Origin of the sequence: Pseudomonas sp. NPDC090233, from assembly GCF_044772285.1 — a bacterium.
Taxonomy (GTDB): domain Bacteria; phylum Pseudomonadota; class Gammaproteobacteria; order Pseudomonadales; family Pseudomonadaceae; genus Aquipseudomonas.
Genome location: NZ_JBIVYQ010000010.1, coordinates 31645 through 47748, shown reverse-complemented (window position 1 = coordinate 47748; position 16104 = coordinate 31645). Strand labels below are relative to the sequence as shown.

Below are 16104 nucleotides of genomic sequence, written 5' to 3'. Positions count from 1 at the left end.
TCAACCGATCAGCTGCGGGATGCTGGTGTACAGGCCGATGAAGTACTCCATGAACTTCTGCGTCAGCCAAGGCCCGGCCACGATCAGCGTCACCAGCATCACCAGCAGACGCGGCAAAAAGCTCAAGGTCTGTTCGTTGATCTGCGTGGCGGCCTGGAACATCGCCACCACCAGGCCGACCAACAGGCTTGGCACCACCAGGACAGCGACCATCAGGGTGGTCAGCCAGAGCGCGTCACGGAACAGGTCGACAGCGACTTCAGGTGTCATGCAAGGCTCTCCTTGGCAGCGTCAGACGCCACCGAAACTGCCGGCCAGGGTACCCATGATCAGCGCCCAGCCATCGACCAGGACGAACAGCATGATCTTGAACGGCAGCGAGATGATCAACGGCGACAGCATCATCATACCCATCGCCATCAGCACACTGGCGACCACCATGTCGATGATCAGGAACGGGATGAAGATCATGAAGCCGATCTGGAACGCGGTCTTCAGCTCAGAGGTGACGAACGCCGGCACCAGAATGGTCAGCGGCACCTGGTCGGGGCCGGCGATGTCGGTACGCTTGGACAGGCGCATGAACAGGTCGAGGTCGCTTTGCCGGGTCTGCGCCAGCATGAAGTCCTTGAGCGGGCCTTGAGCCTTGTCGATGGCCTGCTGGGCGGTCATCTGCTCCTTCAGGTACGGCTGCACGGCATCCTGGTTCACCCGGTCGAACACCGGCGCCATGATGAACAGGGTCAGGAACAGCGCCATGCCGGTCAACACCTGGTTCGACGGCGTCTGCTGCAGGCCCAGTGCCTGGCGCAGGATCGAGAAGACGATGATGATGCGCGTGAAGCTGGTCATCAGGATGACGAACGCTGGAATGAAGCTCAGCGCCGTCATGATCATCAGGATCTGCAGGCTGACCGAATACTCCTGCTGCCCGTCCGGGCCGTTGGACAGGGTAATGGCCGGGATCGACAGCGGGTCGGCGCCCAGGGCCAGCGGTGCGGCCAGCAGCAACGCCAGGGTCAGTACGATGCGCAGCGCGCCAGTCATCACTTCTTGTCCTTCTGATCCTTGCCCATCAGCTCCATCAGCCGCTGGGCGAATTCCGGCGTCGCCTGGCGGGCGCTGGCGGGCACTTCCACGGGTTCGGCCATCACATGCAAGGCTTCGATGCTGCCTGGGGTATGGCCGATGAGGATCTGCTCCTTGCCGACCTGCACCAGCAACAGCCGGTCACGCGGGCCGAGGGCACGGCTGCCAACAATCTCGATTACCTGGCCGCCCTTGGGCGCGGCGCCCTGCATGCGCCGCAGCAGCCACGCCAGGAAGAAGATCAGGCCCACTACCAGCAGCAGGCCCAGCACCATCTGCGCCAGCTGGCCGCCGAGGCTGCCAGGCGCGCCAGCCGGTGGCGTGGCCGGCACGGCCGGGGCGGCTGCGGCGATCACCACTTCGCTGACAAGCAGCGTGGCCAGGGCCGTGACGGCCCGCATCGTGCCCTTCACTCAGCGCAGCTTCTTGATACGTTCGCTGGGGCTGATCACATCGGTCAGGCGGATGCCGAACTTCTCGTTGACCACCACCACTTCGCCGTGGGCGATCAGCGTGCCGTTGACCAGCACGTCAAGCGGCTCACCGGCCAGGCGGTCGAGCTCGATCACCGAGCCCTGGTTGAGCTGCAGCAGGTTGCGGATGTTGATCTCGGTGCTGCCCACTTCCATGGAAATGTTCACCGGGATGTCCAGGATCACATCCAGGTTCGGGCCTTCCAGGCTGACGTTTTCCTTTGGCTTCGGGGAGCTTGCGAACTCCTCCATCGGCAGCCGGCCAGCGCCAGCGCTGCCGCTGTCGCCGCCCAGCAGCGCGTCGATGTCCGCCTGGCCGGCATCACCGGTTTCTTCAAGTGCCGCAGCCCACTCGTCGGCCAGGGCCTGGTCTTCCGGGGAGGTGATCTCGTTTTCGTTAGCCATGATGTCCTCGACAGGCATTCAATTCGTAGTGAGCGACCGGCACGCCGTCAGCGGCGTTCGATCGGGTCAATGATCTGCAGGGCCAGGTTGCCCTTGTGCGAACCCAGGGTTGCCTTGAACGACGGCACGCCGTTGGCGCGCACCACCAGGTGTTCAGGCAGCTCCACCGGGATCACGTCGCCAGGCTGCATGTGCAGCACATCGCGCAGTTTCAGCTGGCGACGGGCGACCGTGGCACTCAGCGGCACGGAAACGTCCAGCACATCCTCGCGCAGGGCCTTGACCCAGCGCTCGTCCTGGTCGTCCAGGTCGGACTGGAAACCGGCATCGAGCATTTCCCGCACCGGCTCGATCATCGAGTACGGCATGGTCACGTGCAGGTCGCCGCCGCCGCCGTCCAGTTCGATGTGGAAGGTCGACACCACCACCGCTTCGCTCGGCCCGACGATGTTGGCCATGGCCGGGTTGACTTCGGAGTTCATGTACTCGAAGTTGACCGGCATGATCGCCTGCCAGGCTTCCTTGAGGTCGATGAAGCACTGGTCCAGCACCATGCGCACCACGCGCAGCTCGGTCGGGGTGAACTCGCGGCCTTCGATCTTGGCGTGACGACCGTCACCGCCGAAGAAGTTGTCCACCAGCTTGAACACCAGCTTGGCGTCGAGGATGAACAGCGACGTGCCGCGCAGCGGCTTGATCTTGACCAGGTTGAGGCTGGTCGGCACGTACAGCGAATGCACGTACTCGCCGAACTTCATCACCTGCACGCCGCCAACCGCCACGTCCGCCGAGCGGCGCAGCAGGTTGAACATGCTGATGCGGGTATAGCGGGCGAAGCGCTCGTTGATCATCTCCAGGGTCGGCATGCGACCGCGCACGATCCGATCCTGGCTGGTCAGGTCATAGCTCTTGATGCTGCCGGGCTCGGCAGCGCTCTCGGTCTGTACCAGCCCATCATCGACGCCGTGCAACAGGGCATCGATCTCATCCTGGGACAGCAGGTCCTGTACGGCCATTGCGGACTCCTACTGCAATACGAAATTGGTGAACAGCAGCTGGTCGACCACCGGCTTGCCGACTTCCTTCTGCGCCACTTCCTGCACCACCGCGGTGGCTTTCTGGCGCAACATCTCCTGGCCCACAGGGCTGCCCGCCAAGGTGTCGAAACCTTGCCCGGAGAACATCATCACCAGGTTGTTGCGGATCACCGGCATGTGCACCTTGAGGGCATCCAGGTCGGCCTGATTACGGCCTTGCAGGGTGATGCTCACCTGCATGTAGCGCTGACGACCGTTCTGGTTGAAGTTGACCACGAAGGCCGGGGCCAGGGGCTCGTAGATCGCCGCCGGCTTGACGTTGGCCACAGCCGGGTCGGCTGCTGGAGCAGACTCGCTCTTGTGCATGAAGAACCAGGTGGCGCCCACCGACAGGCCGACCGCCAGCAACAGGGCCAGCACCAGCAGCAGGATCAGCTTGAGTTTGCCTTTAGTGGCGGGGTCTTTCACTGCGTCGCTCTTCGCCATGCCAATAATCCGTCGTCCATCGGGGTTTCAAAGGAGGATGACGTGGCTTGAGCAAGTGTTATGCCAGGTTTGGCGGAAAGTGGAGATGCCACAGGCATAATTGGCCGTAGGTAGACCGTAGGAGCGGATTCATCCGCGATGCGCCGCGCGGGCGGCGCTCGGTCTCAAACCCACCACACCCCTCAAGCGTAAAAATCAACCGCACTATCACCAATAACCACCTGCTGCTCAACAGCCCGGCCAACCTCGGCAACCTCCCCCTGCTCACCCCCACCGCCACTCTGCGCCCGCCGCGCCGCCACGCCGGACAACTGCGACCCCTCCTGCTGCGCCTGCTGCTGTTGCTGCCCACGCGACTGGTCCGCCACGTTGACATCCGGCTGTGCCAGCCCTTGCTGGGCAAACAGTTCACGCAGGCGATGCACCTGGCTATCCAGCGCATCACGCACCCCGGCGTGACCGCTGATGAATGTCACCTGGGTGGATTGATCCGCCGCCACATTGACGCGAATGTCCAGGCGCCCAAGCTCAGCCGGCTCCAGCTGGATATCCGCCGACTTGAGGTTTTGGCTGGACAGGTACATGACCCGATTGACCAGGCCTTCGGTCCAGGCATTCTGGTTCATCGGCAGCGGCTGGTGCAGCGGGCTGCTGCTCACCGGCACGGCATTCGCGGTCTTTGCCGTTGCAGCTTGGGTCAGGCTGGCCAGGCGGTTGGCGAAGTCATCGATGCGTGTATCGCTGCTCGCTTGCTTGGTGTCTTTGAGGCCGTCTTCAAGCAACGCACCGAACGCCTTGTCGCCCGTCTCGGACTGGCCCGCCTCGGCTTCGATCGTATCCATCAAGGTCGCCAACGGATTGACGGCAGGGTGACCATCGTCGGACTGGGGCTGGGCGGCATGGGTAGAGGTCGTGCCTTTTGCCTGGGCACTTTGCTCCAACGCCAGGCGCAGGGTCGGCAGATTGGCCAGGGGGTCGGCATCCGGGTCAAAGGCCTCGGCGGTGGGTTCTTCCGGCAATGGCTCGGTGAGGGGGGCTTGCGGCGGCTGCACAGCAGCCTGCAAGACAGGCGCCACCGCCTCTGCCTGAGCTTGCAGCAGTTGCGCCCCCGGCTGTGCATCGGTGATCTGGCCGGCCACCAGGTTGGCGTCCAGCGAGCTCGAATCATTGCCTGCGGCAGCATCGGCTTGCGACTGATCGGTTGCTGGCAATTTGTTGCCGTCATCGGCAACCGCCGGTTTATCGGCAGCGTCTTTCTTGCCGCCTTGGGCAGGTTCAGGTTTGTCCTTTGGCTTGGCCTGGGCGACCTTGTCGTCGCGAACCGGCACCTTGTCACGGGCCTGGCCAGCCATGACCTGATCAAAGCCGCCACCCTGCGCGGCCGCTGCCTGCGCCGGCTTGTCCGCCACCGAAACACCCGCGCGCGACGGCTTGCTCAGGATGTTGGCTTGCAACAATGGATTGGGTGCGACAGGCATTGATGGGTCTCCGCGCCAGAAACAAAAGTATCGTCTGGACACAGACAGGCAAAAGTCGCGCCAACTGGCTAATCAGCCTGCAGAAACCCGCTCGCGTTCACCCCGATAGAACCGCTGCACTTCCTGGTACTCCTGGTCGATGCGGTTGATCAGGTCTTCGATGCCATACAGCGGCCGCTCCTTGACCCGCTCCTCCAGCTGCTGGCACAGCTGCGCAAGGCCAATAGCGCCCATGTTGCTGCTGCTGCCCTTGAAGCTATGCGCTGCCATGCCGAGCTCGTCGGAATTACGGGCGCCGTGCAATTGGCTCAGGCGCCGCTCGGAGTCTTCCAGAAAGGTTTCAAGCAGCTGCAGGTAGCCATCTTCCATGACCTCCTGCAGGTCGCTGAGCACTTTGTGGTCAATATGCTTGTCAGTCACTTGCTCACTCCTTGATCAAGCCAGATTATGCCTCAGCCGCCAGACAGCTCACCAATCGAACTGTACCCAAGCGCAACGGCCGCCTTCTCGCCACCCGGCGTCACTGCCAAGGCGCCTTACCAGATTCAGACCGCGGCCACTCAAACCCTGCTCGCTGGCCGGCCTCGCCAGCACATGCAGCACGTCGAACCCCGCCCCACTGTCGCGGACCTCGATAGTCAGACGCCCACCTGCGGCCAGCGGTTCCACTTTCAAATCGATCCGCACAAAACCGTCGACCAACGCCAGCAGACGCCGGGCGCGCTCCTGATAATAGTCGGCAAACCCGTGCACATCACGCTTGAGCCGTGAGTCCAGGCCCAGCACGCCATGCTCCAGGGCGTTCGAATACAATTCGCTGAGCACGCTGTGCAGGGCGCCAGTGCGTGGCCGCAGGCCATGAATTTCCTGCAACAACTGCACGAGATAGGGTACCGGGTTGAAGCGCTTGAGACTTTCGCTGCGCAGCTCGAACCCCAGCGACCAGTCCAGCGGGCTGGAGCGCCCACTGTCAGAGTAGATCGTCGGCGCGGGCACTCGCTCCTCTGCGGTAAACATACGGATATCGCACAGGCTGATATCATCCCGGGGGCTGCCGCCAAAGCGTTCCAACGCCAGCATCACTTCGTCGAACAACTGCACCGGGTCGCGATTGGCAGCCAGCACCGCACGCAGACGCTCGACGCCGAACAGACACTCCTGCTCGTCCGCCGTGTCTACCACGCCATCGGACAGCAGCAGCAAGCGCTCACCCGCCGCCATCGGCAGTACCTCGGTACTGTCATCGAAGCGCTCCGCCGCGAGAATTCCCAATGGCAGGTGACGCGAGGGCAGGCTCGACAGCACTTCGCCGCACGCCGAAAGCCGGTAACCGTCGGGCATGCCGCCGTTCCACATCTCCACCGTACCGCGCTGCACACTCAGGCTGAGCAATTGCGCGCAGCAGAACATGTCCACCGGCAGGATGCGCTTAAGCTTGGCATTCATTTCGCGCAGCATCTGCGCCAGGCCATAGCCCTTGGCCGTCATGCCGTAGAACACTTCCGCCAGGGGCATGGCGCCGACTGCGGCGGGCAGCCCATGGCCGGTGAAATCGCCGAGCAGCACATGCATGTCGCCGGACGGGGTGAAGGCTGCCAGCAGCAAGTCGCCGTTGAACAACGCATAGGGCGATTGCAGGTAACGAATGTTGGGTGCTGTGATGCAGCCGGAATGGGCAACCTTGTCGAACACCGCCTTGGCCACCCGCTGCTCGTTGAGCAGGTGGTGGTGGTGACGGGTGATCAGGTCGCGCTGCGCCAGCACGGTCGCCTGCAGCCGCCGCAAACGGTCCATGGCACGGATCTTGGCACCGAGTATGACCGCGCTGTACGGCTTGGCCATGAAATCGTCGCCACCGGCCTCCAGGCAACGCACCAGGGCCTCCTCCTCGTTGAGCGAGGTGAGAAAGATGATCGGCACCAGCGCTTCGCCAGCCAGCGCCTTGATTTGCCGCGCCGCCTCGAAACCGTCCATAACCGGCATCAAGGCGTCGAGCAGGACCAGTTGCGGGCGCTTTTCGGCAAACAGCGCCACTGCCTGCTCGCCGTTATCAGCGGTAAACACGTGATGCCCCTGGCGCCGGACGATTTGCGCCAGCAACAAGCGGTCCGTAGCCCCATCTTCGGCCACCAGCACGGTCAGCGGCTGATCAGCCGGCATCTGGGCGCTCAACTGATATCGAACAGTTTTTCGAAATTGGAGATCGCCAGGATCTTGCGCACGTCGGAGCTGGCATGCACCACCCGCACGTCCGATTCGTCGCCGCCGGCATGATCGCGCAGCAGCAGCAACATGCCCAGTGCCGAACTGTCCAGGTAAGTGGTGTCTTTAAGGTCGACGACCACCGAGTCGGGCCGCCCCGCCTGACGTTCGTAAGCATCGCGAAACTCCTGATGCTTGCCGAAATCGAAGCGTCCTTTGACCTTGATCGTGAGCTTTTTCCCGTCCTGCGAAAAATCAGTCTCGACTGCCATGCTAGCGATTCCTTCGATGATGGCGAATGCAACTCTTCAAGGTTTAGCAGGCGGTGGTAACTGCCGCAAGCTAGAGATGCCCCTGCCGAGGCAAGCGCTGCGACAACTCATCCAGCAAGCGCTGCTCGCGCTTGTCTTCCGCCCGCCGCGCCTCGTCCATGTAGCGCTGCACCAACTTGCGCAGCCCCTCCACCCGGGCATAGGCCTGTTGCCAGGTGCCACGGGCATTGTTCAGGTTGTTCTGGTGCCAGGTCAGGCTCTGGCGCTGCTGGGTCATGGCCGTTTCCAGCTGCCCGAGAAAGCGCTGGTAGTTGACCAGCCAGCTGCCGTTGACGCCCTGACCACCGCGATTGATCCACTGCGCCTGGTAGCCCTCGCGAAACGACTCAAGCTCCGCCAGCTTGGCCTGGGCCTGTGCCACCAGCTGCTGGAAATGCCCAAGCCGCTGCGCGGCCTTGCGTTCGGCCTCTTCGGCCATGTTCACCACCGGCGCCAGGCGCGCGGCGCGGCTGGGCAGGCTCATGGCTTATCCGCCATTGGCCGGCGGCATGAACACTGCCCCCAGCTGCTGACGGCTCTGGCCCATGCCGACATTTTCGTCCAGCCCCTGGCGCAGGAAGTCCACCAACTTTGGCTGCAAGGCGATGGCCAGGTCGGTTTCCGGGTCGCCACCGGCCACATAGGCGCCAACGCTGATCAGGTCGCGGCTCTGCGACAGGCGCGACCACAGCTGTTTGAACTTCTGCGCCTGACGCAGGTGGTCGGCATCCACAACCTGCGGCATGACCCGGCTGATCGAGGCTTCGATGTCGATGGCCGGGTAATGGCCTTCTTCAGCCAGGCGCCGAGACAATACGAAGTGGCCGTCGAGCACGCCGCGCGCCGAGTCGGCGATCGGGTCCTGCTGGTCGTCGCCTTCGGACAGTACCGTGTAGAACGCAGTGATCGAGCCGCCGCCCGCTTCGCCATTGCCGGCACGCTCCACCAGCTTGGGCAGCTTGGCGAACACTGACGGCGGGTAGCCTCGGGTGGCCGGCGGCTCACCGATGGCCAGGGCGATTTCCCGCTGGGCCTGGGCGAAACGGGTCAGCGAGTCCATCAGCAACAGGACGTTCTTGCCCTTGTCGCGGAAGTATTCGGCAATGCGCGTGCAGTACATCGCCGCGCGCAAACGCATCAACGGCGCGTCGTCAGCCGGCGATGCCACCACCACCGAGCGCTTGAGGCCCTCTTCACCGAGAATGTGCTCGATGAACTCCTTCACCTCGCGACCCCGCTCGCCAATCAGGCCGACCACGATGATTTCGGCTTCGGTGAAGCGGGTCATCATGCCCAGCAGCACCGACTTACCCACACCAGTACCGGCGAACAGGCCCAGGCGCTGGCCACGGCCTACCGTCAGCAGGCCGTTGATGCTACGAATGCCCACGTCCAGCGGCTGGCTGATCGGATCACGATTGAGCGGGTTGATGATCGGGCCGTCCATCGGCACCCAGTCCTCAGCCTTCATCCCGCCTTTGCCGTCCAGGGCACGGCCGGCACCGTCCAGCACCCGGCCGAGCATGCTCATGCCCATCGGCAGGCGGCCACTGTCGTCCAGCGGCACCACCCGCGCGCCTGGTGCGATACCGGCGATGCTGCCGACCGGCATGAGGAAGACTTTGCTGCCGGCAAAGCCCATGACTTCGGCTTCGACCTGCACCGGGTGATAGGTGTCGTCGTTGATCACCAGGCAGCGAGCGCCCACGGCAGCGCGCAGGCCCTCGGCCTCCAGGGTGAGGCCGACCATGCGTAACAGGCGGCCTTCGACCACCGGCTGCACCGGCAGCGCGATCGCCTCGGCATAACCGCCCAGGCGCTTGCCGAAGCTGGTACGGTCAAGGCGCATCGGTAGCGCCCAGCTCGATCGAGACGTCCGGCGCCGCCGGGTGCAGGGACTGATCGTGCAACTGATCGAACAGCTGGGCCACGGCCTTTTCGATACGGGTTTCCATGGTTGCGTCGATGCGGCTGTGCGCGGTCTCGATGCGGCAACCGCCCGGCAACAGCGCGTCGTCTTCGAGCAGCTTCCAGCTTTCTTCATGGCGTTCGCGCAAGGCTTTGGCCAGTTCGAAATCCTGTGGGTTGAGGTGGATGCGGATGTTGTCCGCCCCCATCGGCAGCAGCTTCAAGGCTTCACGCAGCACCTGGGTGATCTGGCTGGAATCGCTGCGCAGCTCGCGGCCAATGACCTGGCGGGCCATGTGCGCGACCAGGTGCACGAGGGATTTCTCGATCTGCGTGTCCTGCTCGGCAATGGGTTCGAGCAGGTGCGCCATCAATTGCTCCAGGCCCGCCAGCTTGGCACTGAGCGCTTCCTCGGCCTCCTGGCGCACCTTGAGCTGAGTGCTGTGGAACCCCTCGCGCTCGCCGGTGGCGAAGCCTTCGTTGTAGGCCTCCTGGCGGATCGCTTCGAGCTCTTCGAGGGTCAACGGCTGGACTTCCTCCAGCGGCACTTCCTCGACTTCTTCCTCGATGATCTCGGGCTCTGGTTCCGGCTCGGGTTCTGGCTCAGGGTCGAAGCTGGGCAATGCCCAGACATCGACGCCTTCCAGGTCACGGGCACGAATCAGGTCGCTGGGGTGGTGTTCTTTGCTGGACATGTTTATCAACTACTCAACACTGACCAATGCAGTCTATGTGGGAGCGGCTTTAGCCGCGAACACCGGCAAAGCCGGTGCCATCAACCGCGTCGTTCACTTCGCGGCTAAAGCCGCTCCCACAGGAAAATCAGATCATTTCCTCGGCACCCTTGCCACCGAGCACGATCTCGCCGGCCTCGGCCATGCGTCGGGCGATGGTGAGGATTTCCTTCTGCGCCGTTTCCACGTCGCTGACACGCACCGGGCCTTTGGCTTCGAGGTCGTCGCGCAGCAGCTCGGAGGCACGCTTGGACATGTTCTTGAAGATCTTGTCCTTGACCCGCTCGTCGGCGCCCTTGAGCGACACCACCAGCACGTCGGAGGACACTTCGCGCAGCAATGCCTGGATGCCACGGTCGTCGACGTCGGCCAGGTTGTTGAAGACGAACATCAGGTCTTCGATCTGCTCCGAGAGGTCGTTGTCGATCTCGCGGATCGAGTCCATCAGTGCACCTTCCACGGAGCTGTCGAGGAAGTTCATGATGTCGGCGGCACGCTTGATGCCACCCAGGGTGGTGCGCGCGGCGTTAGAGTTGCCGGAGAACTGTTTCTCGAGAATCTGGTTCAGCTCCTTCAGCGCCGCTGGCTGCACGGTGTTGAGCGAAGACACGCGCAGGATGATGTCCAGGCGCACCTTGTGGTCGAAGTTGCTCAGCACTTCGCCGGCCTGATCGGGGTCGAGGTAGGCAACCACGATGGCCTGGATCTGCGGGTGCTCGAAGCGGATGACGTCGGCCACGGCACGCGGCTCCATCCACTTGAGGCTGTCCAGGCCGCTGGTGTTGCCACCGAGCAGGATGCGGTCGATCAGGCCGTTGGCCTTGTCCTCGCCCAATGCCTGGTTGAGCATCTTGCGGATATAGCCGTCGGAGCCCACGCCCAGGCTGGTCTGGTCGCCGACGATCTCGACGAACTCGCTCATCACCTGCTGCACCTGCTCGCGGTGTACGGTGCCCATCTGCGCCATGGCCACGCCGACCCGCTGCACTTCTTTCGGGCCCATATGGCGCAGCACCTGGGCAGCATCGGTCTCACCCAGCGAGAGCAGGAGGATCGCCGCCTTGTCGGTGCGGCTCAGCTTGGCGGTAACGGCTCGGTTGTCACTCATCGGCGTTGATCCACTCTTTCACGACCTGGGCCACGCGGCCCGGGTCTTCGGCCACCAGGCCTTTGATTGCGTTGAGCTGTGCCTCGTAACCCTCGCTCGGGCTTGGCAACAGAATGCTTGTCGGGCCACCCAGACTGACGCGGTCGTTGGCCAATTCGCCATCCAGACCGATCATGCCGCCCAGCTCCATGTCGCTGTCCGTCGCAGCAGCTTGCTTGCCGCCGCCAGTGATGTTGTTGAGTACCGGGCGCAACACGCCGAATACCAGCACCAGGATGAACACCACGCCCAGCACCTGCTTGACGATGTCCCAGAACCACGGCTGCTGATAGAACGCGATTTCTGCGATGTCTTCGCCACGGTCGGCGGCGAAGGGCACGTTGATAACGGTCACGCTGTCGCCACGGCTGGCATCGAAGCCCACCGCGTCCTGCACCAGGCGAGTGAAGCGCGCCAGGTCTTCAGCCCCCCACGGCGCGCGGGTGGCCTCGCCATTGGCATCGAGCTTGACCTGGTCGTCGACCACTACCGCCACCGACAAGCGGCTCAGACGGCCCTGCTGTTGGCGGGTGTGGCTGATCGAACGGTCCAGCTCGAAGTTCTTGGTGGTTTGCACACGCTTGTCGGCCGGGTATGGCGCGAGCATCGGCTGGCCGGTGGCCGGGTCCATGATCTGCTGACCGTTGGCATCCACCAGCGGCTGCCCCGGCTGGATGGCACCAGCGGCGGGTGCGGCAGTGGTGGCATTTTCCGGCGCCGAAGCGCCGGCCGGTGGCTGGTTGCTCAGCGCACCCGGCACGCCTTGCGGGCCAGAGCTGCTGGAACGCTGCTCATTGACCGCCTGCTCGCTGCGCAGCGCCGGCTGGTCCGGGTTGAACTGCTCGGAGGTGGATTCGGTCGCGCTGAAGTCGAGGTCGGCGGAGACTTCGGCCTTGTAACGGTCGTTGCCCAGCACCGGCTGCAGAATGTTGTGCACGCGCTGGGTGAGCATGCTCTCCATGCGGCGGCTGTAGTCGAACTGCTTGCCGGCCATGGTCAGCGCGGTGTCCTGCAACTGTTCGGAGAGCAGGTTGCCTTTCTGGTCGACCACGGTAACTTGCGATTTGTCCAGCTCAGGAACGCTGGTGGCGACCAGGTTGACGATGGCCATCACCTGCCCGGCTTCCAGCGCACGGCCTGGATACAGCTCGACCAGTACGGAAGCGCTTGGCTTGCGCTCGTCACGCACGAACACCGAGCTTTTCGGGATCGCCAGGTGCACGCGAGCAGCCTTGACGTTGTTCAGGCTGGAGACGGTGCGGGCCAGTTCGCCTTCGAGGCTGCGGCGATAACGGGTAGCCTCCATGAACTGGCTGGTACCCAGGCCCTGCTCCTTGTCGAGCAGCTCGAAGCCGACGTTGCCGTCGCTCGGCGCCACGCCCGCGGCCGCCAGCTTCAGGCGCGCACGGGAGAGGTCGTCGGCCTTGACCAGCAGAGCACCGGAATTGGGCTCGACATTGTAGGGGATGTCCGCGGCGGCCAGGGTATCCATGACCTGCTTGGTGTCCATGCCGGCCAGGCTGCCATACAGCGGCCGGTAGTCCGGCTGCTGCGACCACAGCACCACGGCGAAGCCGATCGCCACGCTCGCGGCCAACCCGACCAGCAGGCCGACCTGACGCAGCATGGGCATCTGCGAGATGTTTTCCAGGAACGACATGCCGAACAGCGGCGGTTTGGACGCTGGCGGGCCACTCTTGGCGGGGGGATTATCGACGACTGCTTCAGCCATGACTTACTTCCGTCCTCAAACCGGCATCTGCATGATGTCCTGGTACGCCTGGACCAGCTTGTTGCGTACCTGGGTCAGCGCTTGCATGGACACACTGGCTTTCTGCGAAGCAATCATCACGTCGGTCAGGTCGACACCGCTCTTGCCGATCTCGAAGGCATTGGCGAGCTGGGTCGACGCCTGCTGGGTCTCGTGCACCTTGCCGATGGCCTGGCCGAGCATATCGGCGAAGCTGCTTTGGCCTGGGGCCAACTCAGGCGCAGCAGTGGCTTTAGGCAACGACATGGCATCGGCCTGCATGGCCCGCATGTCCAGCATCAGACGGTTGAATTCAACACCTTGGCTCATGAACTTCTCTCTCCGGCGGCCGCATTTTTTTGACACTCATGCGGCGGATAGCCCAGAACTAGCAACAAGAGTGCCAGCCCGCTGCGCACACCTTCAATTAACTGAATCAGCCGTACAGGCTGGCTTCCACATCGAGCCCGGCATCGCGCATCTGCGCCAGCTTGTAGCGCAGGGTGCGCGGGCTGATACCCAGACGCTCGGCGGCCTCTTTGCGGCGGCCACGCTCGGCGCGCAGGGTGTCGATGATCATCTGGAACTCGTGGCGGCGCAGGTCATCGCCAAGACCTGCGGAGTCAAGCGACTGCTCGACGGCGACAGGGGCGACCGCCGACAAGGGAATGACACCCGCCAGACAGAAATCCGCCGCCTCGATCACACCGCCCTGCTGCAGGATCAGTGCACGCTGCAAAGCGTTATCCAGTTCGCGCACGTTGCCCGGCCAGGCATAGGCCTGCAGGCAGGCTTGCGCTGCGGCGGAAAGGCGCACCGGGGCATGCTTCATTTTCACTACGTGCCGTGAGAGCAGGCGCTCGGCCAGCGGCAGGATATCGCCACTGCGCTCGCGCAGCGGCTGCCAGGCCAGCGGGAACACCGAAAGCCGGTAGAACAGGTCCTCACGGAACCGCCCTGCCGCCACCTCACCCGCAATATCGCGGTTGGTGGTCGCCAGAATGCGGATATCCAGCGCAATCGGCTTGCGCCCACCCACCCGCTCCACTTCGCGCTCCTGCAACACGCGCAGCAGCTTGGCCTGCAGGCCCAGCGGCATTTCGGAAATCTCGTCGAGCAACAAGGTGCCGCCTTCGGCCTGCTCGAACTTGCCGGCTTGCGCAGCGATGGCCCCCGTGAAAGCACCCTTCTCATGGCCGAACAGGGTGGCTTCGAGCATGTTGTCAGGAATGGCCGCGCAGTTGATCGCGACAAAGGGCTGCGCTGCCCGTGGCGACTGCTGGTGGATGTAGCGTGCGAGCACTTCCTTGCCAGTGCCCGACTCACCCGAAATAAGCACGGTAGAATCGCTGCGCGCGACACGCGAGGCCAGCTCTAGCAGTTGTCGGCTGGCCACTTCGCAAGCCACCGGCCCCTCACTGTCGGCCTCACCCAGGCGTCCGGCAGCGTGACGCTCGACCAGGCTCAACAGCGCATTGGGCTCGAATGGCTTGACCAGGTAATCCGCAGCGCCCTGACGCATGGCCTCCACGGCGCGCTCCACCGCTGCGTGGGCGGTCATCAGCAGCACCGGCAGGTGCGGATGGTGGCGGCGCAGCTGCGCGAGCAGTTGATGCCCATCCATCCCCGGCATGTTCACATCGCTGACTACCAGGCTGTACGCCTCGCATTCCACAGCTTCCAATGCCTCTTCTGCACTGCCCACGGCACGATAGGCGAAGCCGCCAATCTCCAAGGTATCGCCCAGCGCCTGGCGCAACACGCGGTCATCTTCGACCAGCAGCACCTTGATGGTCATTACACAGCCTCCACAGGCTGCCCGCCGATCAACGGCAACTCAACCGTGACACAGGTGCCGCGCCCTACCTTCGAACGCAGCCGCAATGTGCCCTGGTGCGCACGCACCACGGCCTTGACCACCGCCAGGCCGAGACCGGTGCCGGTGGCCTTGGTGGTGAGGAACGGCTCCCCCAGACGACCCAGCAAATCAGCATCGATGCCACTGCCGGCATCACTGACGCACAGCCGCAGGGTGTGGCCGCGACGGAACAGGTGCACTTTGAGCCGCGCCTCGCCATTGCTGGCCTGCAGGGCGTTCTCGATCAGGTTGAGCAAGGCACCGACCAGGGTGTCGCGGTTGCACAGCAATTCACCCAGGTGGCTGTCGCATTGCCAGCGTACGGCATGCCCCTGCACGTGCGGCTGGGCAGCTTGCTGCAAGGCCTGGAACAGGCCCTTGGGCGTCAGCCGATCACCCAGCGGTAACTCGCCACGGGCAAACACCAGCATGTCGCGCACTTGGTGCTCCAGCTCGTGCAGGCGCTCTTTGAGGCTGCCGGCGAAGCGCTGGCGGGTCTCTGGCGCCAGTTCGCGCTCGGCATCGGCCAGGTGACTGGCGTATAGCATGGCCGCCGACAGCGGCGTGCGGATCTGATGGGCCAGCGAGGCGACCATACGCCCCAGCGACGACAGCCGCTCGTGCCGCGCCAGCTGGTCTTGCAGGCGACGGGTTTCAGTCAGGTCGTTGAGCAGCACCAACTGGCCGGGTTCGGCGTCCAGCGAGCGGGTGGCAATCGACAGGCGCCGACCATCGCGTAGCGAGACCTCGTGGCCATCGTCCTTGCGTGGCGCAAAACTGCGGGCGATCACTTCCCGCCACAGCTGGCCGAGCAACGGTTCACCAAGCAGTTCGCAGGCCGCCGGGTTGGCTTCGCGCACCCGGCCCTGGTCATCGATCACGATTACCCCGCCAGGCAGCAGATCGAGCAGGTTTTGCAGGCGATTGGCCAGGCGCTCCTTCTCGTTCAGCTCGGCCATGCGCTGGGCGCCGACCACCGCCAGCTCGCCCTTGAGCTCGCTGACGCGGGCTTCGAGCAGGCTGTAGGACTGATTGAGCTGGGTGGACACCTGGTTGAACAGGGCGAATGCCTGCTCCAGCCCCTGTCGACTCTCCTGTTCGACCGGGGAGTGCCCCTGCGGATCAGGGACTCGGGATAAGTGGGCGGCCTGGGGCATCGTGCTCTCTCGCGTGGCTGACCGTCATAAAAACGGTGTGGTGAGAGCGGTGTAGCAATAGCCGTGCCG

General features: G+C 63.9%; 18 protein-coding genes. All 18 read right to left on the bottom strand.

Annotation, left to right across the window (positions count from 1 at the left end):
• A complete protein-coding gene (fliQ, locus tag ACIQUF_RS24155; protein ID WP_186555986.1) occupies positions 1-270 on the bottom strand; it encodes a flagellar biosynthesis protein FliQ in 270 nt (89 codons plus the stop codon).
• Between the two features lie 21 nt (positions 271-291).
• Positions 292-1047 (bottom strand): flagellar type III secretion system pore protein FliP, encoded by a 756-nt coding sequence (gene fliP / locus ACIQUF_RS24150; RefSeq protein WP_403136138.1) that lies wholly within the window; start codon positions 1045-1047, stop codon positions 292-294.
• Positions 1047-1490 (bottom strand): flagellar biosynthetic protein FliO, encoded by a 444-nt coding sequence (fliO, locus tag ACIQUF_RS24145; RefSeq protein WP_403136136.1) that lies wholly within the window; start codon positions 1488-1490, stop codon positions 1047-1049. The genes fliP and fliO overlap by 1 nt, the downstream gene beginning before the upstream one ends.
• 12 nt (positions 1491-1502) lie before the next feature.
• A complete protein-coding gene (gene fliN / locus ACIQUF_RS24140) occupies positions 1503-1967 on the bottom strand; it encodes a flagellar motor switch protein FliN (protein ID WP_400795111.1) in 465 nt (154 codons plus the stop codon).
• Between the two features lie 47 nt (positions 1968-2014).
• Positions 2015-2983: a flagellar motor switch protein FliM gene (fliM, locus tag ACIQUF_RS24135; protein ID WP_403136135.1), complete on the bottom strand. Its 969-nt coding sequence runs from the start codon at positions 2981-2983 to the stop codon at positions 2015-2017.
• 9 nt (positions 2984-2992) lie between these two features.
• Positions 2993-3490 carry a flagellar basal body-associated protein FliL gene (gene fliL, locus ACIQUF_RS24130; protein WP_403136133.1) on the bottom strand — a complete coding sequence of 166 codons (498 nt, stop codon included), beginning with the start codon at positions 3488-3490 and terminating at the stop codon, positions 2993-2995.
• 182 nt (positions 3491-3672) lie between these two features.
• On the bottom strand, positions 3673-4968 hold the full coding sequence (locus tag ACIQUF_RS24125) for a flagellar hook-length control protein FliK (RefSeq protein ID WP_403136131.1): 1296 nt from the start codon (positions 4966-4968) through the stop codon (positions 3673-3675).
• Between the two features lie 72 nt (positions 4969-5040).
• The gene (locus ACIQUF_RS24120; protein WP_403136130.1) at positions 5041-5388 is read right to left on the bottom strand and encodes an Hpt domain-containing protein; all 348 of its coding nucleotides are present in this window, start codon (positions 5386-5388) and stop codon (positions 5041-5043) included.
• A gap of 48 nt (positions 5389-5436) precedes the next feature.
• The gene (locus ACIQUF_RS24115) at positions 5437-7128 is read right to left on the bottom strand and encodes a SpoIIE family protein phosphatase (RefSeq protein WP_403136129.1); all 1692 of its coding nucleotides are present in this window, start codon (positions 7126-7128) and stop codon (positions 5437-5439) included.
• Between the two features lie 8 nt (positions 7129-7136).
• Positions 7137-7442 (bottom strand): STAS domain-containing protein, encoded by a 306-nt coding sequence (locus ACIQUF_RS24110; RefSeq protein ID WP_400795123.1) that lies wholly within the window; start codon positions 7440-7442, stop codon positions 7137-7139.
• A 70-nt stretch (positions 7443-7512) separates the two neighbouring features.
• Positions 7513-7965 carry a flagellar export protein FliJ gene (fliJ, locus tag ACIQUF_RS24105; RefSeq protein ID WP_400795125.1) on the bottom strand — a complete coding sequence of 151 codons (453 nt, stop codon included), beginning with the start codon at positions 7963-7965 and terminating at the stop codon, positions 7513-7515.
• Positions 7966-7968: 3 nt separating this feature from the next.
• Positions 7969-9330, bottom strand: a complete 1362-nt coding sequence (fliI, locus tag ACIQUF_RS24100) for a flagellar protein export ATPase FliI (protein ID WP_403136127.1) — start codon at positions 9328-9330, stop codon at positions 7969-7971.
• Positions 9320-10084 (bottom strand): flagellar assembly protein FliH, encoded by a 765-nt coding sequence (fliH, locus tag ACIQUF_RS24095; protein WP_403136125.1) that lies wholly within the window; start codon positions 10082-10084, stop codon positions 9320-9322. The genes fliI and fliH overlap by 11 nt, the downstream gene beginning before the upstream one ends.
• A 127-nt stretch (positions 10085-10211) precedes the next feature.
• Entirely contained in the window at positions 10212-11231 is a 1020-nt protein-coding gene (gene fliG, locus ACIQUF_RS24090) for a flagellar motor switch protein FliG (RefSeq protein ID WP_401071782.1), read from the bottom strand.
• A complete protein-coding gene (gene fliF, locus ACIQUF_RS24085) occupies positions 11224-13002 on the bottom strand; it encodes a flagellar basal-body MS-ring/collar protein FliF (protein ID WP_403136123.1) in 1779 nt (592 codons plus the stop codon). The genes fliG and fliF overlap by 8 nt, the downstream gene beginning before the upstream one ends.
• A 15-nt stretch (positions 13003-13017) precedes the next feature.
• On the bottom strand, positions 13018-13350 hold the full coding sequence (fliE, locus tag ACIQUF_RS24080) for a flagellar hook-basal body complex protein FliE (RefSeq protein WP_346613980.1): 333 nt from the start codon (positions 13348-13350) through the stop codon (positions 13018-13020).
• A gap of 106 nt (positions 13351-13456) precedes the next feature.
• Complete coding sequence (locus ACIQUF_RS24075; RefSeq protein ID WP_403136120.1) at positions 13457-14818, bottom strand: sigma-54-dependent transcriptional regulator; 1362 nt, start codon at positions 14816-14818, stop codon at positions 13457-13459.
• Positions 14818-16035 (bottom strand): sensor histidine kinase, encoded by a 1218-nt coding sequence (locus ACIQUF_RS24070; RefSeq protein WP_403136119.1) that lies wholly within the window; start codon positions 16033-16035, stop codon positions 14818-14820. The genes ACIQUF_RS24075 and ACIQUF_RS24070 overlap by 1 nt, the downstream gene beginning before the upstream one ends.
• Positions 16036-16104: the final 69 nt, after the last annotated feature.